This window comes from Actinomadura scrupuli, assembly GCF_050971785.1.
GTDB classification, from domain to species: Bacteria; Actinomycetota; Actinomycetes; order Streptosporangiales; family Streptosporangiaceae; genus Actinomadura_E; species Actinomadura_E scrupuli.
Genome location: NZ_JBPCCU010000002.1, coordinates 957,450 through 976,824 on the forward strand (window position 1 = coordinate 957,450; position 19,375 = coordinate 976,824).

Below are 19,375 nucleotides of genomic sequence, written 5' to 3' on the forward strand. Positions count from 1 at the left end.
CTGAATTGACGCGCGTCAGCAGCGGCACGAAGCGCCTACTGGTGCTCGCCGTCCTGGGTTTTGTGGTCGCGGCCTGCGGCGGCTCGCCCACCAAACCGCCGGCCGGCAGTTCCGCCCCTCGGCCGGCTTCGGCTTCGGCCCGGCCGCCCGGGCAGGGCGTCCTGCAGTCACAGGTCGTGCTGCAGACCGGGGTGCGCGTGGATCTGCTCGCGCTGGACCAGGTCTCCGATCGTGTGATCGTCGCCCGGCTGCGCGCGGTCGGCCAGAGCGATCAGCCGTTCTATTTCGAGAACACGCTGAACGAATTGAACAGATTCGGCGCCGAGGGGGTGACGGATCCCAACGCCGTTTCGGCGATCACACTCTTCGACGGGGAGAAACTGCGCCGCTACTGGCCGCTGGTGGGGACCGACGGCAGATGCCTGTGCACCCGGAGTTTCGGGCGGTTGCAGGTGCCGGTCCGCGGTTCGCTGGACTTCGTCGCGGCCTTCCCGGCCCCGTCGCCCCGCATGACTTCACTGGATCTGTTGTTCCCCAATGCTCCGCCATTCCTTGATGTGCCGGTTCGTCAGGGCGGCGACGCGAAGATCTCCGTGGGAGAGGACACTCCGGCGCCGATCGACACGACGGTGGCCCCGACGAAACGCAGCCCGGTTCTCCCGGTCTATGCCACGTCGGACAGCCCTGGTAGCAGCCAGAGTGACGACGGCTCGGATCTGAGCATCCGGCTCTCGGCCGATGTCCTGTTCGCGCTCAACAAGGCGGTGTTGAACCCCACCGCCCAGGACATCCTGCGCGATGTCGCCGCGAAGATCGATCGGTCGACGGCCGGCACGGTACGTGTGGACGGCTACACCGACAACTCGGGCAATGACGGGATCAACAATCCGCTGTCGGAGCGGCGGGCCCAGAGCGTGCAGGCGGCCCTGCAGAAACTGGTGACCCGGTCGGGAGTCACCTATCAGCCGAAGGGGCATGGCTCGGCGAATCCGGTGGCCTCCAACGACACCGAGGAAGGGCGGCGGCTCAACCGGCGGGTCACCGTGACCTTCACCAGCCCGAAGGACAAGCCCGCGGCGGCCGGTTCGGCCACCCCGGCTCCGTCCGGGCCCGCGACCACCACCGTCCGCGCGTCGAGCAGGCCACCGAAGTACGGGGGCGCCTGGCCGGCCGATCCGGCCAAGCTCTCCGCGACCGTCTCCGGCCTGCGCCGGGACTCGCACGGGAACGCGGTGGTGACCGTGACGGTGCGCAATGACGATCCGGCGGTGCTCAACATGGCCGCCATGCTCACGACCAGTGATGGGCCGCATCACGGCGATGACACCAGCGGTGTGCTGGTCACCTCGGGCAAGGTACGGTACCGCCCGCTCTACGACTCGGCACTGCACTACCTGGGCCCCGCCTTCGACATGCTGGAGGACAAGTACACCGATCTCGGCATGGGCAGACAGCTGACGGTGACGGCGATGTACAGGCTTCCGGCCGCGGTGACCGCCGTGACGGTCGAGGTACCCGGCTTCCAGCCCGCGCCGAACGTACCGGTGAAGTGACGCCCGGCCCCGCCGCTCAGCAGCCGGGGGCGTACCAGGTCACCCAGCGCGGCTGAGCGGCGTCGGCGGGGCCGCCCGGGGCGAACCGCCAATCCGCGGGGTGCCCCGGCCAGGTGTCCTCGGCGGAGGTGCCGGCCGGCCATGACACGATCGCGGCGCACACCCCCGGGCCCGGCAGCCCCCGCCTTGGGTCGAAGCGGCCGATACGGGTCCACCAGACATGGAAGGCCAGCCGGGCGTAGATCCGGTCGATGGCCGGGTAGCCCCTCGCCGCCGGGGGAGTGTAGGCGGCGCCGGGGACCGTCTGGGCGACGGCCACTCCGCCGCGCGGGCTCGCGGGCCGTGCGACGGGTTCCGCTCCCGGCCTGGCCAGCCCGAGGACGATCAGTGTCAGCGCGGACAGATTGACGATCAGAATCGCGCCGAAGAGCAGCGGCCCCTTCCAGCGGGCCAGCACCGCAAGACCCGCCAGCAGTGCGCAGGTGGTCAGTGAGGTGGTGACCACGTGAAGCTGGTTCCAGCTCCCGCCGAGCAGCCCGACCTCGGGGAAGTCCCAGGCGACGAACGTGTAGGTGCGCAGCCGGGACCCGCCGTGGACGGCGACCCACAGCCCGGTGCCGGCCATCAGCAGGGCGCCGGCGGCGACCAGGCGCGCGGCGGCCCTGCTCCGGATGACCACGACCAGGCCGATCAGTGCGTAGACGAGCGCGACGCAGGACAGGTAGCGGCTGTAGGCGAAGTTGCCGACGCGGTGCTCGTCCGGCAACGCGGCCGAGGCCGCGTACGCGATGCCCAGGGTGACCACCAGCAGCGCACCGGCCATCACCCGATCGGCCTGCCGGGTACGCCGCCGGAACACGGTCAGCCCGACCGCCACCAGACCGGGTGCGCCCAGACCCCAGGTGGCGGCCACCATCGCCCAGATCTGCCCGGCACCGCCCGACAGGGACCAGGCCTGGCCGTGCACCGTGGTGAGCCGGTCCCACAGCAGGTCCCCGAGATCGAGCGCGCCATGGGGGTAGAGCGCGGCGGCGAGCCGGGCGTTGAGCAGGACCGCTCCCGCACCGCCCGCCGCGGTGACACCGAGGGCCACCGCGGCCGTCCCCCGGGCGGCGCCCCTGATCAGGTACGCGCAGACCACGAGTCCGTGGACGAGCAGGATCACCGCGCCTCGGGAATGGGCCGCGTAGGCGAAGCAGGCCAGGAGACTCGCCAGGACACCGGCCTTCGGCCCGGCATGGCCGACGAACCGGTCCAGGGCCAGCAGCCAGCCCAGCACGACCGCCGGGAGAACCGCGTCGGACTGGGCGGTCACTCCGTAGAGGGTGCACGCGGGCAGCAGCGCCACCGCCCAGGCCAGCGGCAGGGCGGGCATGGGCGCCAGCCGGAGCCTTCTGAGCAGGAGGTAGCCGAGGGGGAAGACCGCGGCGCCGACCAGGGCGTTGATCCCCAGCACCAGCCGGTAGACCACGCCGGGATCGTGGCTGACCAGGAAGGCCGGTGCCACCAGAAGCGAGTAACCCCCCGGGTAGAGGGTGTAGCCGGACAGATCCGTCCCGGGACCGCCGGCGAGCCAGCGCGCGCCGATCAGGTAGCCGCTCTCGTCCGGCAGGAACGAGGGCGCGGCCTGCCCCCAGGACAGCCAGAGCCGGAGGGCGGCCTGGGCCGCCCAGCCGGCCGCCAGGAGCCAGGGGAGTCCTGCCACGAGGTGGTTCCGCCCCGCCCGCCGGGTTTCGAGCCGGTCGGAGACCATCGGCTGGGACACTCCGGGTACCTCACCGTCGGGGTCGGGGGACAGGTCACCGTGCGGCGGGGCAGGACGGGTTGTACCAGGTCACCCACCGCGACCGCTTCTGCGGCGTGCCCCCGGGACGGAACCGCCAGCCGGGTGGGTGCTCCGGCCAGGTGTCGGCGGCACGGAGCCCTTTCGGCCAGAACACGATGGCGGCGCACAGGCTCGGGTCCCGCACTCCGCGGCCCGGGTCGAAGCGCTCCAGCCGGGTCCAGTGGACCAGGTAGGCCACGCGTGCGTAGATCAGTTCCGGGACGGGATACACGGGATCCATCGGCGGGTGCTCGACACCTGGAATCGGGCGCTCGAGGGCCGCTCGCCCCGCGGGAACCCCGGGCTGCGGAGGCGGGGGAGTCTGCTGGGTGAGGGCGACGACGATGAAGGTCAGCGCACAGAGGTTCAGCACCAGCAGGGCGGAGAAGAGCTTGACGACCCCCCAGCGGCGCAGCAGGACGAACGTCAGCAGCAGGACGCAGACCACCACGGACGTGACGAGCAGCCGGAGCCGGTCGTAGCCGCCGCCACCGAGCAACCCGATCTCGGGGAAGTCCCAGCCCAGGTAGAGATGGGTGCGCAGCCGTGGCCCGGCGTAGCCGAGGACCCACAGCCCCGCCCCGCAGAACACCAGGAAGGTGGCCGCGATCTCCCGGGTCGGCGAACGGTGCCGGACCAGCGCCGCGAGTCCGATGAGCGTGTACACCAGCGCGAAGCAGGAGAGGTAGCGGGCGTAGGCGAAGTTGGCGACTCGGTGCTCGTCGGGCAGCGCGGCCGAGGTGAGGTAGGCGACGCTGGCCGTGGCCGCCAGCAGCGCCCCCGCCATGATCCGGTCCTCCCGGGGGGCGTGCGGCCGGCACATCACCCTGGCGGTCACCACCAGTCCCAGCCCGCCGATCCCCCAGGTGGTGGCGATCATGGCCCAGAGCTGCCCCACCCCGCCCGACAGTGCCCAGGCCTGGCCGCTGAGGCTCGTCGCCCGGTCCAGCACGTTGGAGCCCAGATCGCGTGTCCCGTACGGGTAGAGCGCGTGGGACAACCGGTCGTTGAGGAAGGTCGCGGCCACGAACCCCGCCGCGGTCACGCCCAGCCCGACGAGAGGTCCGCGGCGGGCCCTGCCGCGGACCAGGTACGCGACCAGCACGCTGCAGTGGAGGGCGACGATCACGGTGCCACGGGTGTGCGTGGCGTGGGCGAAGCAGGCCACCAGGCTCGCCGTCACCACCGCACCCGTGCCGCCCCGCCGGACGAAACGGTCCAGGGCCAGCAGCCAGCCGAGCACCAGCACGGGGAACACCGCGTCGGCCATGGCCACCACGCCGAACAACGTGGTCGCCGGGAGCAGCGCGGCGGCCCAGCCGAGCGTGTAGCCGTGCAGCCGGGACAGCCCCAGCCTGCGGAGCAGGAGGTAGCCCAGCGGGAAGATCAGCGCGCCGGCCAGGGAGTTGATGCCGATGGCCAGCCGGTAGACCACCCCGGGATCGCTGCTGACCAGATATGCGGGAGCCAGCAGCAGGGAATAGCCGCCCTGGTAGAAGGTGAAGCCGGACAGATCCGTACCCGGCCCACCGGTCAGCCAGCGCGCACCGATCAGGTAGCCCGCCTCGTCGGGGTTCACGATGGGCGCGCCGTGTCCTGCGGCGAACGCCAGGCGTACGCACACCTGGGCGGCCCAGCCGGCCAGCAGTATCCACGGGAAGTACGTCCTCACCGGGCGGGCCGGGAGGGCCCCCTCCGACAGCGGCGAGGCGAGCGTGGCCGACTGCGTCATGGAGTCAACCGTAGATCGCCGGCAGCGGGGTGTATTGGGCCTCCGGTCAGGTGCCCCGTTGGGCCCCCGGACCTATGCCCCCGCCGGTGCGGTTAGGGAAGCAACCGGTGCCAGTACCCTGCCAGCAGCGCCGTGCAGACGGCTCCGAAGAACAGCAGGAACGCGGCCTTCGGCCAGATGTCGCGCCGCGCGAAGCCGAGGCGCCCGCGCTCCGGGCGCGCCGGGTCGTACAACACCTTGACCAGGGCACCCGCGGCCGTCCGGGCGCGGCCACCCTCGGTCAGGGTCGCCTCCCGTCCGTCCGGCAGCCGATAGCGGACGGTCAGCCGGTAGGTGTCCCGGGTGCCGGGCTCGGTGTTCTTCTCGCCCTCGCAGGCGGTCACCACCCCGTCGGCCGGCACGGCGCGGGCGAGGAAGCGCAGGTGGCGGATCGCCCAGATCGGGGTGCCGGCGAGCGTTCCCGGTCCGCCCAGGACCAGCAGGACGAGGATCACGATCTCCATCTAGGCCCGCCTCCGGACGCGCCGGCCGAACAGTGCCGCGCCCCCCGTCGCGCCGAGCGCGACCGGGAGGCTGTACAGGATCGCACCGGCCCACTGGCCCGCGGCGAGCGCGGGCAGGACGACCAGGGCCATCACGGCCAGCGGGCCGACCGGCGCGAGCGGTATCCGCCGGGACGCCAGCCGGCGTGCCGCCACGACCCCGGCGAGCGCGCTCGCCGCCAGCAGGGCGGCCACCACCGTGGCTCCCGCGGTCCAGGTGAAACCCCCGCTCGTCACGCTGTCCGGGGAGTTCGCGAGCAGGACCGCCGTCGCCGCGGTGAGCATGATGACGGTGGCCAGCATGATCAGGCCGCTCTCCACGATCGCGCGAACCGGCCGGTGCGCCCCGTTCACGCCGTCGGCCCGTACGCCGTCGCCGGCCGGTTCAGCTGTGGCAGTCGGTCCACGGAACCCATCCTTTGCCGTCCTCCCAGATCTCGGCCCGCGCCAGCTGGTCGTCCTCACCCTCCAGTTTCAGCTCGGCCAGCGAGTCCCCCCGCTTACCCGAGGCCTGCCCGGTGAACTTGAGGTTGCCGACGTCCGAGTCGTAGGAGAGCCGGGTCCTGGTCCCCTTCTGGTCGACCAGGGTGTTGAGCGTGTCACCGGCCGGGGTGCCCCAGGCCACCACGCCGCCCAGCGGCGAGACCGCCCAGGCCGCGGCGCTCAGCAGGAAGAAGTTCTTCGCGGCCTCCGCGCTCGCCGGGTCGGTGACATCCAGGCTGCTCTGCTCGATGGTGCGCTCACCCCCCAGCGGGACCTGGATGTTCACTACGCCCTTCAGGGTCTTGTCCTTCCTGGTCACCTCGTCGGCGGCCCTGCCGTACCAGTTGCCCTGCATGTCCACGATCCGGGTGTACCTGGTGAGGTCGCCGTGCTCGTCGGTGGTGAGCTGGTAGACGACGCTGATCTTCCCTTTCCAGGTCAGGCCGATGTCGGGCCAGTTGGCCTTGAGCGACTCCCGGGCCTTGTAGGGCAGCCGGAACGTCGCACCGTACTTCTTCGCCAGCTCCCTCTCGAGGTAGTCGATCGCGTCGTCGACCTTGCCGTTGAAACGTCTCCGTGCCGCCGGGGGGATCAGGACGCCGAGGTCGATGACGGCCGACGGCTCGAGTTCGGCGGAGTCGCGCATCGTGAACGTGGTGTCGCCCTGGTCGTTGCGCCTGATCCCCATGAGGTGCCAGCCACGGCCGCCGACCGAGAACCCCAGCCTGCCGTCGAACAGGCTGGCCTTGCCGCTGAACCCGCCGGTGGGACCGGCCTCCAGCGACCATTCCTTGCGAGGTGGAAGGGGGTCTCCCTCGATGAATTCCTTGACCTTGCCCCCGAGGCCGAAGGGAAGGTTCTCGGCGACGTTCACCAGCGGGCCCGTGACCGAATTGCCGTGGGCGGCGATGTTCGCCAGTTGCCGAGCGCGGTGTTCCGCGTACTTCAGCGGGAAACCGTTGGCGTCCTTCTCGTTGTCGAAGGCATAGGTCTCGCCGGCGCTCACGTTGAGGCCGTACCAGGCCCCGCCCCCGACCGGACTCGAGCCGCCGGCCTGGGAGGGGCCCGCAGGGGAGTCGGTGCCCGACTGCCCGCCCGGCAGGCTGGGGGTCGCGATCGCGCCCTCACCCCATCCGTAGACCGTGACCTCCCACCGATCGGGCCGGCCGGGGGTCACGATCCGGCGCTTCTGGAAGCCGAGCCGGATTCCACCGCGAAGGTCTACGTAGCGCACGGGAAAGGTGACGATGAGCTCGCCGTAGTGCGTCCCGATGTCGGCGTAGCAGGGGTTCTGCGGGCGGGCGACCTGGGGCTGCTGAGGACAGAGGGCTGCCAGGCCTCCGGCGCGCAGGATCCTGCACACCGCCGCCTTGGTCCCGGAGGCGATGTCGTCGCCGATCCCGGACACCACGATGCTCCCGGAGATCATCGCGATCAGGAGCAGGACCGCGACGTACTCGACCGACCCGGCGCCGCGGTCGGCACCGGCGCGGCGTCGCCGGGACACCATCCTGATCAAGGGAGTCACGCCTTGAACACAACCAGGGCACGTGCGATCCCCCCATAGGTCTTCGGGCCCAACGAGAGGCCCAAATATGCAGGTCAGGCAGGGTGTGTAGCCAGAAGTTCATCTGATCGACGGTGAGATGTAGACGCCTGTTGGCCCGCCCATCGTGGGGCCGTGCCGTGGGCGGCGGAAAGGAGGGGAGCTTCGGTCGGCCGGTCCCTCACGGCGGTCATCGCGGGAGCCGGGATTCCACCGGTCCGGGGGGTCAGCCCTGGTAGACCCGGCCGAAGCCGATGAGGTCCTCGCGCAGGTACGAGGACGTCCGTACCTGGGCACCGGTGTGCGGGGCCTCGACCATGATGTGCTTGGCCGGGTCGATGACCATGCCGACATGGTGGACCGGTTCGCCCGGGCGCTGGAAGAACACCAGGTCGCCGGGTTGCACCTGACCGTCGGGCACCCGCTGGGACGCCCGGTACTGCGCGTCCGCGACCCGGGGGATGTTGATGCCCGCGTACTGCCAGGCGCGCATCATGAGCCCCGAGCAGTCGTAGCGGGGGCCGGTGCCGCCCCAGAGGTACCAGGTGCCGATCTTCGACATGGCGAAGGCGATCGCCCGCCGGACCTGCTCCGGAGTGCCGGGCGGGAGATCGGCGGGGTCGATGATCGGACCGCCGGGGTCGGCGTAGGAGGGCATCCCCGTGTACGGGGTCGCGTCCTCCTCGGCGACCAGCCGGATCTTGAACAGCCGGATCATGGACTCCCGGCCGGCGGACCAGCCGCCGACCTGCCAGACGAGCTGCCCGCCGCACCTCAGCGCGACCGGGATCTGCTCACTGCTGTCCGGCGTCTCGCCGGCGGTGCTGTAGGTGAAGTCGCAGGCCGGCAGGCGCAGTTCGGCGACCGCGGTGGCCGGATACTTCAGTCCCTTGACCTGGCGGCCCTGGTCCGTGCAGGTGGGGGCGTCCTTGTACTGGGGATCCTTGGCCTCCTTCTCGCTCAGGATCGAGCAGTCCTGGGAACGCACGTCGACCTTCATCGTGTGTCCCAGCGGGCCCGTCACGTGCACCTTGCCGGCCAGGTCGGCGCGGTTGCGGTTGGCGTACGTGCGCGCGGCCCGGTTGTAGACCGGATCGTCGACACCGACGTTGGGGGCCACCGACCACAGGCCGATGCCCGCCGGATCGATCCCGCCCTGCGCCAGGCTGATGGCCGCGTCCCGCAGCGGAGTGAGCGCGGCGATGGCCGCCGCGTCCGCCGCGGTCTGTGCCCGGGTCCGCAGGTCGTTGGCCTGCGCGACCTGTACCGCCAGCAGCGTGAGTCCCAGCGCGCAGACCATGGCCGCGAGCAGGATGATCTGCGTCGAGCCCTCGTCGCGCCGTGCCGTACGCCAGCGCGCCAGTCTCACGTGATCTCACCGCCGCGGTAGGGGCAATCGAATACGCCGACGCTAGGGCCCGGCCGCGGCGGGAGAAAAGGGTCTCAGGGCCCAAAGGGCCTCCTGAGCGGCTCCCCGGGTGCCCAATGCGATTGGGCCCGCGGATGGGTCGTGGGGCACTTCGGTCCCCGGAGAATGGCGCGGACACTATCGGCCATGTGCCGTTCAGATTCCGTTCATCGGGCCCGAGCCGGAGATCTCGGCACCGGCTCGGTCGAATACCTCGGCGTGATCTTTCTGGTGGGCGCCATCCTGGCGGCTCTGACCGTCAGCGGAATCGCCGGGCGGGTGGCGGCGGACATCTGCAACGAGGTCGCGAAGGTCGCCACCGGCGGCGCGTGCGCGACGGTCCCCGCTGGTCAGACCACCTCTCCGGGGGGCCTCGGAAGCCCGATCCCGCCGCTCGACATGGAGGGCTACTGGCGCCGGCTCTGCCAGGACCTCGTGCTCGACTGCGAGGGCTGGGATCCGAATCGGGGCCTGTCCTGCAACGACGACCGGATCCGGCGGGTGTACGAGTACTACGCCGACCTTTTCAAACGGCACCCCGAGCTCCAGTGGGCGGGAATGGCCAAACTGGCCGGTGGGCTCGTCTATGCGGGCATGCAGGACTTGCACGTGCTGCGTAAACTCAGCCATGACGCACGTGTTCACTTTCTGCGGCAGCTTCCGATCCAGCTTCCGGACTTCCTGATCGCGGCCCTCGCCGACGCGAGCGAGTGGGAGCTGAAGCACTTCGAGGTGCAGTTCGTCGACATGCAGAAACAGATCTTCCGTGATCTCGGCTGGCAGCACGCCGCCTACGACAAGGGCGGCATCGCGGAGATGCGCAGGCTCTACGCCGCTCAGCAGCTGACGCCGGAAATGCTCGACGCGTGGGAGGACATCGCCTCGGGCGACCCCGCCCGGATCAAGGCGGGCAACAAGGCGCTGCTCTACCGTGAGCAGAAGACGGTCCTGCAGGACGACTACGACGACATGAAGAACTTCCAGCGGCCGCTCGGCCTGGCCGTCACCTATCTGCTCGGCCTCACCGGCGAGTCCCCGGTTCCCGGCGGCCGTCCCTTCCGGGACGTCATCGACGAGGTGCACATCAATCTGCCCGACCAGATCTGCGTGCCGATCACCGGTCCCTGCATCAATACGCCGGACGAGGCCGTACTCCAGTCGCCGGTGCCGACAGGCAACATCGCCACCTTCGACACGCGGTGGAAGTGGATCACTGAGGACATGCTGCCGCGCTATCAGTGGCTGCTCGACAATGATCCGGAGCAGCTCCGCCGCGCGATCGCGCAGCCGCTGCCCGAGCGGGCGCAGCAGTACCGGTTGGTTCCCATCGGATACGACCCAGAGGACGGTCTGTGCTGATGATCACTCGTCTTCGCGTGCTGCCGGCAGTGGCACTTCTCATCTTCTCCATGGCGGCGTCCGGGTGCGACGACGACCAGGCCGGGCCGGAAAAGGCGGACAAGGCCGTGAAGAACACGCTGACCTGGGATCTGAGCCGTGGCCACACCACCAGGGACGTGCGGTGGCCGAACAAGCTCGATGCGTTCGAACTGCACGGCGGGGTCCGCGCCGACGTCACCTTCCCCGGTGGCAAGAAACTCACCGCGCGGTTCGAGAAGGCCATGGGCCTGCGCGAGGGCGAGGTCATCCGGACGCTGGACTTCTTCACTCCCGCGACCACGACGGAGGAGGCGTACAAGCAGGCCAAGCGGCTCGGTGAGCAGTGGGACATCAAGCTCGGCAACATCGACGCGTGGTACAAGCGCCGGCTGCAGCAGCGCAAGGCCGGCAAGGAGGACTACGGCGACACGGCCTTCACCGGCGGCCCGGCCAGCGAACCGCTCGGTGGCCCCGGCGGGCCGGCGCCGATCCTCGAGATGCGGAACTCCTTCAGCGCCGCGCATCCGGTCGTGGTCAACCTGTCCTTCCACTGGAGCCGGCAGGGCTGAGGCACCGGGGCCGGCCGCGAAACCGGGGCGTGCGGGCGACGGACCCGGCGCCGGGACGGCTCGGCGACGGTCGGCCGCCGATGGCGGAGACCTGTTTCGCCGGTGGGACCTGAATGGTGATCGGCTTTCCCCAGCCGATTCGGGTCTGACGGCCGCACTTACGTGATCAGAGATTCGGGTCCGGAGCGCGCGTCCGCCGGCCGCCTCGAAGTCGCGGTACGCGACTAGACTTTTACCGATTCGGGCGACATGTCGCGCAGGGGAGACAAGTGACCGATCGAGAGTGGCCATACACCGTCCCGCAGGAAATCGGCGCGCTGGGCGCCGAACCGGGCAGCGACGATATGACGCCACCATCCCCGCCGTCGGCCACCTCATCGGACAGTCCGCCCACGGTCGCCTTCCGTACCCCGCCCAGGGCCTTCGGCAACCACACCGCATCGGAGCGCCCGGCCCCTCCGGAGCGGCCCGCGGAGCCGCTACCGGCACCGCCGGCGAGCCCGTCCCGGGGGCGACGGCCGGCGCACGAGATCCCCGGACCGTCCCCGGCCGCCCGCCCGCCGGACCCGCCGGCCCCGCCGAGGGCCACACCGCCCGGGGCGGCTCGCGACTGGAGTGCCCCACCCGGGCCGGACCCGTGGGCGTCCTCGCCCGAGGCCGTCCCGCCCCGGGACGCCACCGTCGAGGCGCCGCGTGTGCCGATCCCCGCCGTTCCCGCCGTCCCCCTCGGCCCCGAGGCCTTCGCGACGAAGGCGCCCGAGGTGGCGCCCGGCCGCCCGAGCCCGCGAAGGGGCCTGCTGCGGCGGCGTACGGAGGGAGGCCGGCGCGGCTCACCCGCCCTGAGCGGGGCGGCCGAGGCCTGGGCCCGGGCCGCACTGACCCAGCCGGTGCCGGCCTGCCGGCGGATCGCGGTGGTGAGCGTCCGGGGCGGGGCGGGCAAGACGACCCTGGCCGCGCTCGTGGGTACGGCGCTCGCCACGCACCGGCAGGACCGGGTGCTCACCGTCGACGCCGACCCCGCGATGGGCTCACTGCCCCTGCGCCTCGGGGTGCCCGCGGCCCGGTCGTTGCGCGATCTCGCGGCGGCGCGGCCGGAGTCGTGGGAGGACTCGTCCGCCTACCTGGTACGGGCGGGCGAGCGGTTGTGGCTGCTGCCGGGATCCCAGGGCGGAACGCACGGTGCCGAGCTGGGGTTCGAGGTGTTCCAGGCCGCCGTCGACGGGCTCGAGAGCCACTTCGCCGCCTCAGTGATCGACTGCGGCGCGGGCCTTCTCGGCGGGCTCCAGCAGGGCGTTCTCGCGACCGCGCACGCCCAGATCCTCGTCACCCCCTGCACCGTGAGCGGGGCGGTGAGCGTACTCGGCGCGCTCGACTGGCTCGGCGCGAACGGCCACGAGCAGCTGATTTCCCGGACGGTCATCGCCGTGGTGACGCACACCCCTGACGCCGGCGGCGAACTCGGGGGCATCCGGGAGCGGCTGGGCGCCAGAGGCATGACCGTGATGCATGTGCCCTACGACTCGCATCTGGCCAGGGGCACGTCCATCGAGCCGGACGGAGCCGGTGCCGCCACGCGTGCCGCGGCGTTCCTCCTCGCCGCCGACGTCTTCACCCGGGCCGTCCGGGCGGAATACCGGCGCGAGCCCGGGCTGTTTCACCCAGGAGCGTGATCCTTCCGGGGCCGGGGGTCCCCATGGGCGGCATATCGGTCCGGCATCCTGTTCATAGCCGTACGTTATCGAGCCAACTCAGAGCGAGTGCGGCGCCGTGGCCGCTACCCCTTTCCGGGCGTTGTGGCCAGGGTCACAGGGGCGGGGTTTCTGTCAGGTGTGTCACAGTGCCAGGCTGGAGGCGTAAGGTCGCCTCGCAACATGCGCGTAACAGGTCGTAGCCGCGGCGCGACGGCAGCAGACGTGCGCGTGACATCAGGCTGCCGAGGACCGCGCAAGCGGCTTCCCCCGCGCGGGAGGTGGAGAGGTCCACGATGGCCCAGGCACAGGAGCGGCATCGATGAGCACGGTGGAAGCGCCGATCGGCAGAGATCGGGCGCAGATAGCACAACGCACGCTACGGACCGACAACTGGCGTAAGTATCCGCTGGTCACATTCGTCATCTTCACCGCGTGGGTGGCCTACGCGACGATCCGCTCGATGTGGGGCAGCGCCTTCTGGGTGGACGAGTACCACTACCTCACGCCGTTCTATTCGCCATGTGTGAGCGACGCCTGCGGCAATGCCGCGGAATTCGGCACCTTCCTCCCCAAGAGCCTGCCGTTCTTCATTCCGTACGCGGCGGTGTCCCTGCCGTTCCTGCTGCTGTTCCGGCTGACGTGCTACTACTACCGGAAGGCCTATTACCGGTCGTTCTGGGCCTCCCCGTCGGCCTGCGCCGTGCGCGAGCCGCACCAGAAGTACACGGGTGAGACGCGGTTCCCGCTGGTCGGGCAGAACCTGCACCGCTACTTCTGGGTGTTCGCCGCCGTCATCTCGGTGATCAACACCTGGGACGCCATCAACGCCTTCCACGGCAAGGACGGCGGCTTCGGCGTCGGCCTCGGCACCGTGATCCTGTTCATCGACATGCTCCTGCTGTGGGCGTACACGATCTCCTGCCACACCTGCCGGCACGTCATGGGCGGCCGGCTCAAGAACTTCTCCAAGCACCCCGTCCGTTACTGGGCCTGGACCCAGGTGTCCAAGCTCAACGAACGGCACGGCCAGTTCGCGCTGATCACACTCGGCTCGCTGGTGGTGGCCGACTTCTACGTCATGTTGGTCGCCAGCAGCACCATCTCCGATCTGCGCTTCTTCAACTAGGGACGACGTGACATGACTGACATCGAAAGGCATCAGTACGACGTCGTCGTCATCGGCGCGGGCGGTGCCGGCCTGCGGGCGGCGATCGAGGCCCGGCTGCAGGGCAAGAAGACCGCCATCATCTCCAAGTCGCTGTTCGGCAAGGCGCACACGGTGATGGCCGAGGGCGGCGCGGCGGCCGCCATGGGCAACGTCAACCCCAACGACAACTGGAAGGTCCACTTCCGCGACACCATGCGCGGAGGCAAGTTCCTCAACAACTGGCGGATGGCCGAGCTGCACGCGAAGGAGGCACCGGACCGGGTCTGGGAGCTGGAGGCCTGGGGCGCGCTGTTCGACCGCACCAAGGACGGCAAGATCAGCCAGCGCAACTTCGGCGGTCACGAGTACCCCCGGCTGGCCCACGTCGGCGACCGCACCGGGCTCGAGCTGATCCGCACCACGCAGCAGAAGATCGTCGCCCTCCAGCAGGAGGACCACAAGGAGTTCGGCGACTACGAGGCCCGGATCAAGGTCTGGGCCGAGACGACGGTCACCAAGCTGCTCAAGAACGGCGACCAGATCTGCGGTGCGTTCGCCTACGTCCGGGAGACCGGCAAGTTCGTCGTCTTCGAGGCCCCGGCGATCATCCTGGCCACCGGCGGCATCGGCAAGGCCTTCAAGGTCACTTCCAACTCCTGGGAGTACACCGGCGACGGGCACGCCCTCGCGCTGCAGGCGGGCGCGACCCTGCTCAACATGGAGTTCGTCCAGTTCCACCCGACGGGCATGGTCTGGCCGCCCTCGGTGAAGGGCATCCTCGTCACCGAGTCCGTACGCGGCGACCGCGGGGTCCTGAAGAACTCCGAGGGCAAGCGGTTCATGTTCGACTACATCCCGACCGTGTTCAAGAGCCAGTACGCGACCACCGAGGAGGAGGGCGACCGGTGGTACGACGATCCGGACAACAACAAGCGCCCGCCCGAGCTGCTGCCCCGTGACGAGGTCGCCCGGGCCATCAACTCCGAGGTGAAGGCCGGCCGGGGCTCCCCGCACGGCGGCGTGTTCCTCACCGTCGTCGACCGGATGCCCGGCGGCGCCGCCGAGATCACCCGGCGGCTGCCCTCGATGTACCACCAGTTCAAGGAGCTGGCGGACGTCGACATCACCACCGAGGCGATGGAGGTCGGCCCGACCTGCCACTACGTCATGGGCGGCGTCGAGGTGGACGCCGACACCGGTGCCGCGCTCGTGCCGGGCCTGTTCGCGGCCGGCGAGTGCTCCGGCGGGATGCACGGCTCCAACCGGCTCGGCGGCAACTCGCTGACCGACCTGCTGGTGTTCGGCCGGCGAGCCGGGCTGGGCGCCACCGAGTACCTCGACTCGCTGGCGGAGCGGCCCTCGGTGCCCGATCTCGAGGTGGAGACGGCGGCGGCGGAGGCCCTCGCTCCCCTGGAGAACGAGGGCGGGGAGAACCCCTACACCGTGCACGCCGAGCTGCAGACCACGATGAACGACCTGGTCGGCATCATCCGCAAGGAGGGTGAGCTGGCCCAGGCGCTGGAGTCGCTGGAGAAGCTGCGCAAGCGGGTGTCCAACGTCGGCGTCGCTCCGGTGCGGGCGAGCGGCGGCCGGGGCTACCACCCCGGCTGGCATCTCGCGCTCGACCTGCGCAGCATGCTGCTGGTGTCGGAGTGCATCGCCAAGGCGGCGCTGGAACGCCAGGAGAGCCGGGGCGGCCACACCCGCGACGACTATCCAGGGATGTCGGCCGAATGGCGCAAGGTCAACCTGATCTGCAGGCTGGCGCCGACCGGTGAGGTCACCCTCAAGCGGCAGGCCGCCGAGCCGATGCGCGAGGATCTCATCACCCTGTTCGAGCAGGACGAACTACAGAAGTACCTCACCGAGGCTGAACTCCCGGGCGGGGCCGAGGCCGCAGGGGTTTCAGAGGGGTCGTCCCCCACCAGTGACACGCCGGAGGACAAATGAGCTACGAGGCCAAGTTCAAGGTCTGGCGCGGTGACGACGGCCAGGGTGAGCTGACCGACTACACCGTGGAGGTGAACGAGGGCGAGGTCGTCCTCGACATCATCCACCGGCTGCAGGCCACCCAGACGCCCGACCTGGCGGTGCGGTGGAACTGCAAGGCGGGCAAGTGCGGCTCCTGCTCGGCCGAGATCAACGGCAAGCCGCGGCTGCTCTGCATGACCCGGATGTCGACGTTCGCCGAGGACGAGACCGTGGTCGTGACCCCGGTCCGGACCTTCCCGGTGATCCGTGACCTGGTCACCGACGTGTCGTTCAACTACCAGAAGGCCCGCGAGGTGCCCAGCTTCACCCCGTCGCCGGACGTCAAGCCCGGCGAGTTCCGGATGAAGCAGATCGACGTGGAGCGCTCGCAGGAGTTCCGCAAGTGCATCGAGTGCTTCCTGTGCAACAACGTCTGCCACGTCGTCCGTGACCACGAGGAGAACAAGCAGTCCTTCGCCGGGCCGCGGTTCCTCATGCGGGTGGCCGAGCTCGAGATGCACCCGGCCGACACCGCCGACCGGCGTGAGATCGCCCAGGAGGAGTTCGGGCTGGGCATGTGCAACATCACCAAGTGCTGCACCGAGGTCTGCCCCGAGCACATCAAGATCACCGACAACGCCCTGATCCCCATGAAGGAGCGGGTCGCGGGCAAGCGGTACGACCCGCTGGTCTGGCTCGGTTCCAAGCTCGGCATCGTCAGGAAGGGCGAGGACACCCCCAAGGCGTGACCCACGCCCAAAGGGTGACCCGCCCTCCCCACCTTCCGTGATCGTGCTTCGTCGAACGATTGCACGATCACGGAAGGGTTCGGGTCAGGGGTTCACTTCTTCTTCTTGGCCCCGACCGTGGCGGCGAGGTAGTCGTGGTTGAGGCGGCCGATGGTGTCGAGCGGGATGCCCTTGGGGCAGGCCACCGTGCACTCACCGGTGTTGGTGCAGCCGCCGAAGCCCAGCTCGTCGTGGGCGTCGACCATGTCGACGACCCGTGAGTAGCGCTCCGGCTGGCCCTGGGGGAGCAGCCCCAGGTGCGTGACCTTGGCCGCGGTGAACAGCATGCCCGAGCCGTTCGGGCAGGCGGCGACGCAGGCGCCGCAGCCGATGCACTCGGCGGCGACGAAGGACTCGTCCGCGTCGGGCTTGGGCACCGGCACCGCGTGGGCGTCCGGGGCCGTTCCGGTCGGCGCGGAGATGTAGCCGCCCGCCTCGATGATCCGGTCGAACGCCGAGCGGTCCACCACCAGGTCCTTGACCACCGGGAACGGCCGGGCCCGCCAGGGCTCGACGTCGATGGTCTCGCCGTCGGAGAACTTCCGCATGTGCAGCTGGCAGGTGGTGGTGTTCCGCTCCGGCCCGTGCGGCCGGCCGTTGATCACCAGTGAGCACATGCCGCAGATGCCCTCGCGGCAGTCGTGGTCGAAGGCGATCGGCTCCTCGCCCTCCACGATGAGCCGCTCGTTGAGGACGTCGAGCATCTCCAGGAAGGACATGTCAGGGGAGACGTCGTCCAGGGAGTAGGGGACCATCCGGCCCTTGTCGCCGGGGCCGTTCTGCCGCCAGATGCGCAGGGTGAGCTTCATTACTTGTACGACCTCGTGCTCGGCTTGACGTAGGCGAACTCCAGCGCCTCCTTGTGCAGGACGGGTTCCTCGCCCACCCCGGTCCACTCCCAGGCGCCCACGTAGGAGAAGTTGACGTCGTCGCGGAGGGCCTCGCCGTCGGCGTCCTGCGACTCGGCCCGGAAGTGGCCGCCGCACGACTCCGTACGGTGCAGCGCGTCGACGACCATCAGCTCGGCCAGTTCGAAGAAGTCGGCCACCCGGCCGGCCTTCTCCAGCGACTGGTTCAGGTCGTCGCCGGAACCGGGCACCTTCACCCGCTCCCAGAACTCCTCGCGCAGCGCCGGGATGAGGTCGAGCGCCTTGCGCAGGCCCTCCTCCGTGCGCTCCATCCCGCAGTACTCCCACATGATGTGGCCCAGTTCGCGGTGGAACGAGTCGACCGTGCGGTCACCGTCGATCGACAGCAGCCTCTCGACCTGCGCGCGCACCCGGCCCTCGGCCTCGTTGACCGCCTCCTGCGGCACCGGCCCCTCCGGCCCGCGCGCCAGGTAGTCGCCGATGGTGTTCGGCAGGACGAAGTAGCCGTCGGCCAGGCCCTGCATCAGCGCCGAGGCGCCGAGCCGGTTGGCGCCGTGGTCGGAGAAGTTGGCCTCACCGATCACGAACATGCCCGGGATGGTGGACTGAAGGTCGTAGTCGACCCACAGCCCGCCCATCGTGTAGTGGACGGCCGGGTAGATGCGCATCGGCGTCTGGTACGGGTTCTCGCCGGTGATGCGCTCGTACATCTGGAAGAGGTTGTCGTACTTGGCCTTGACCGACTCCAGCCCGAGCCGGGCGATGGCGTCGGTGAAGTCCAGGTAGACGCCCAGGCCGCCGGGCCCGACGCCGCGGCCCTCGTCGCAGACGTTCTTGGCCGCCCGGGAGGCGATGTCGCGGGGCACCAGGTTGCCGAACGCCGGGTAGATGCGCTCGAGGTAGTAGTCGCGCTCGTCCTCGGGGATCTGCGCCGGCTCCCGCGAGTCGCCCCGCTCCAGCGGCACCCAGACCCGGCCGTCGTTGCGCAGCGACTCCGACATCAGGGTCAGCTTGGACTGGTGGTCGCCGCTGACCGGGATGCACGTCGGGTGGATCTGTGTGTAGCAGGGGTTGGCGAACAGCGCGCCGTGCTTGTGCGCCCGCCAGGCGGCGGTGACGTTGGAGCCCATGGCGTTGGTCGACAGGAAGTAGACGTTGCCGTAGCCGCCGGTGGCCAGGACGACCGCGTCCGCGGTGTACGACTTGATCTCGCCCGAGATCAGGTTCCGGACGACGACGCCGCGGGCCTTGCCGTCCACCATGATCAGGTCGAGCATCTCGTGCCGGGGATGCAGCTCGATGTTGCCCGCGTCCACCTGGCGCATGAGGGCCTGGTAGGCGCCGAGCAGCAGTTGCTGGCCGGTCTGGCCGCGCGCGTAGAAGGTCCGGGAGACCTGGGCGCCGCCGAAGGACCGGTTGTCCAGCAGGCCGCCGTACTCGCGGGCGAACGGCACTCCCTGCGCGACGCACTGGTCGATGATCTGGTTGCTGATCTCGGCCAGCCGGTGGACGTTCGACTCGCGGGCGCGGAAGTCGCCGCCCTTGACCGTGTCGTAGAACAGCCGGTGCACGCTGTCACCGTCGTTGCGGTAGTTCTTGGCGGCGTTGATGCCGCCCTGCGCGGCGATCGAGTGCGCCCGCCGGGGGCTGTCCTGGAAGCAGAACTGGACGACGTGGTAGCCCAGCTCGGCCAGCGTCGCGCCCGCCGAGCCACCGGCCAGGCCGGTGCCGACGATGATCACGGTCTTCTTGCGCTTGTTGGCCGGGTTGACCAGCTTGGCCTCGAACTTGCGCGTGGTCCAGCGGTCCTCGATCGGGCCGCCGGGCGCCTTGCGGTCGGCGATCGGCTGGCCGCTCTTGTAGAAGCTCAT

Annotated in this window: 15 protein-coding genes; 7 read left to right on the forward strand and 8 right to left on the reverse strand. The window is 70.2% G+C overall.

Annotated features, from left to right (window positions below; translation table 11 throughout):
* The first annotated feature begins 5 nt into the window (after positions 1-5).
* The gene (locus ACRYCC_RS12120) at positions 6-1,553 is read left to right on the forward strand and encodes an OmpA family protein (RefSeq protein WP_433811292.1); all 1,548 of its coding nucleotides are present in this window, start codon (positions 6-8) and stop codon (positions 1,551-1,553) included.
* A 16-nt stretch (positions 1,554-1,569) separates the two neighbouring features.
* Here ACRYCC_RS12120 and ACRYCC_RS12125 read toward each other — a convergent pair whose 3' ends face one another.
* The 6 genes from ACRYCC_RS12125 to ACRYCC_RS12150 all read right to left on the reverse strand — a co-directional run bounded on the left by ACRYCC_RS12125 (position 1,570) and on the right by ACRYCC_RS12150 (position 9,050).
* Complete coding sequence (locus ACRYCC_RS12125) at positions 1,570-3,318, reverse strand: hypothetical protein (protein ID WP_433811294.1); 1,749 nt, start codon at positions 3,316-3,318, stop codon at positions 1,570-1,572.
* 34 nt (positions 3,319-3,352) lie between these two features.
* Positions 3,353-5,110 (reverse strand): hypothetical protein, encoded by a 1,758-nt coding sequence (locus ACRYCC_RS12130; RefSeq protein WP_433811296.1) that lies wholly within the window; start codon positions 5,108-5,110, stop codon positions 3,353-3,355.
* 92 nt (positions 5,111-5,202) lie between these two features.
* Positions 5,203-5,613, reverse strand: coding sequence for a DUF3592 domain-containing protein (locus ACRYCC_RS12135; protein WP_433811298.1), 411 nt, complete (start codon positions 5,611-5,613; stop codon positions 5,203-5,205).
* Entirely contained in the window at positions 5,614-6,006 is a 393-nt protein-coding gene (locus ACRYCC_RS12140; RefSeq protein WP_433811300.1) for a hypothetical protein, read from the reverse strand. It lies immediately after the preceding gene.
* A gap of 31 nt (positions 6,007-6,037) precedes the next feature.
* Complete coding sequence (locus ACRYCC_RS12145; protein WP_433811302.1) at positions 6,038-7,645, reverse strand: hypothetical protein; 1,608 nt, start codon at positions 7,643-7,645, stop codon at positions 6,038-6,040.
* A gap of 262 nt (positions 7,646-7,907) precedes the next feature.
* On the reverse strand, positions 7,908-9,050 hold the full coding sequence (locus ACRYCC_RS12150) for a C40 family peptidase (protein WP_433811304.1): 1,143 nt from the start codon (positions 9,048-9,050) through the stop codon (positions 7,908-7,910).
* Between the two features lie 258 nt (positions 9,051-9,308).
* On the opposite strand from ACRYCC_RS12150, the gene ACRYCC_RS12155 reads away from it, so the two are divergent.
* From ACRYCC_RS12155 to ACRYCC_RS12180, 6 genes are all read left to right on the forward strand, one after another.
* Positions 9,309-10,448 (forward strand): DUF2515 family protein, encoded by a 1,140-nt coding sequence (locus tag ACRYCC_RS12155; RefSeq protein ID WP_433811306.1) that lies wholly within the window; start codon positions 9,309-9,311, stop codon positions 10,446-10,448.
* Complete coding sequence (locus tag ACRYCC_RS12160) at positions 10,448-11,038, forward strand: hypothetical protein (protein WP_433811308.1); 591 nt, start codon at positions 10,448-10,450, stop codon at positions 11,036-11,038. The genes ACRYCC_RS12155 and ACRYCC_RS12160 overlap by 1 nt, the downstream gene beginning before the upstream one ends.
* Positions 11,039-11,307: 269 nt before the next feature.
* The gene (locus ACRYCC_RS12165; protein ID WP_433811310.1) at positions 11,308-12,708 is read left to right on the forward strand and encodes a MinD/ParA family ATP-binding protein; all 1,401 of its coding nucleotides are present in this window, start codon (positions 11,308-11,310) and stop codon (positions 12,706-12,708) included.
* Between the two features lie 340 nt (positions 12,709-13,048).
* Positions 13,049-13,855: a succinate dehydrogenase subunit SdhC gene (gene sdhC / locus ACRYCC_RS12170; protein WP_433811312.1), complete on the forward strand. Its 807-nt coding sequence runs from the start codon at positions 13,049-13,051 to the stop codon at positions 13,853-13,855.
* A gap of 12 nt (positions 13,856-13,867) precedes the next feature.
* Positions 13,868-15,826: a fumarate reductase/succinate dehydrogenase flavoprotein subunit gene (locus tag ACRYCC_RS12175; protein WP_433811314.1), complete on the forward strand. Its 1,959-nt coding sequence runs from the start codon at positions 13,868-13,870 to the stop codon at positions 15,824-15,826.
* On the forward strand, positions 15,823-16,596 hold the full coding sequence (locus ACRYCC_RS12180) for a succinate dehydrogenase/fumarate reductase iron-sulfur subunit (protein WP_433811316.1): 774 nt from the start codon (positions 15,823-15,825) through the stop codon (positions 16,594-16,596). Before ACRYCC_RS12175 ends, ACRYCC_RS12180 begins: the two co-directional genes overlap by 4 nt.
* A gap of 92 nt (positions 16,597-16,688) precedes the next feature.
* On the opposite strand, the gene ACRYCC_RS12185 is transcribed toward ACRYCC_RS12180, so the two are convergent.
* The gene (locus tag ACRYCC_RS12185; RefSeq protein WP_433811318.1) at positions 16,689-17,444 is read right to left on the reverse strand and encodes a succinate dehydrogenase/fumarate reductase iron-sulfur subunit; all 756 of its coding nucleotides are present in this window, start codon (positions 17,442-17,444) and stop codon (positions 16,689-16,691) included.
* Entirely contained in the window at positions 17,444-19,375 is a 1,932-nt protein-coding gene (locus ACRYCC_RS12190; protein WP_433811320.1) for a fumarate reductase/succinate dehydrogenase flavoprotein subunit, read from the reverse strand. The genes ACRYCC_RS12185 and ACRYCC_RS12190 overlap by 1 nt, the downstream gene beginning before the upstream one ends.

Coding starts and splice junctions, on each gene's coding strand:
- ACRYCC_RS12130 (WP_433811296.1), bottom strand. CDS start 5,110: ATGACGCAGTCGGCCACGCTCGCCTCGCCGCTGTCGGAGGGGGCCCTC.
- ACRYCC_RS12135 (WP_433811298.1), bottom strand. CDS start 5,613: ATGGAGATCGTGATCCTCGTCCTGCTGGTCCTGGGCGGACCGGGAACG.
- ACRYCC_RS12145 (WP_433811302.1), bottom strand. CDS start 7,645: ATGGTGTCCCGGCGACGCCGCGCCGGTGCCGACCGCGGCGCCGGGTCG.
- ACRYCC_RS12160 (WP_433811308.1), top strand. CDS start 10,448: ATGATCACTCGTCTTCGCGTGCTGCCGGCAGTGGCACTTCTCATCTTC.
- sdhC (WP_433811312.1), top strand. CDS start 13,049: ATGAGCACGGTGGAAGCGCCGATCGGCAGAGATCGGGCGCAGATAGCA.
- ACRYCC_RS12175 (WP_433811314.1), top strand. CDS start 13,868: ATGACTGACATCGAAAGGCATCAGTACGACGTCGTCGTCATCGGCGCG.
- ACRYCC_RS12180 (WP_433811316.1), top strand. CDS start 15,823: ATGAGCTACGAGGCCAAGTTCAAGGTCTGGCGCGGTGACGACGGCCAG.
- ACRYCC_RS12185 (WP_433811318.1), bottom strand. CDS start 17,444: ATGAAGCTCACCCTGCGCATCTGGCGGCAGAACGGCCCCGGCGACAAG.
- ACRYCC_RS12190 (WP_433811320.1), bottom strand. CDS start 19,375: ATGAGCTTCTACAAGAGCGGCCAGCCGATCGCCGACCGCAAGGCGCCC.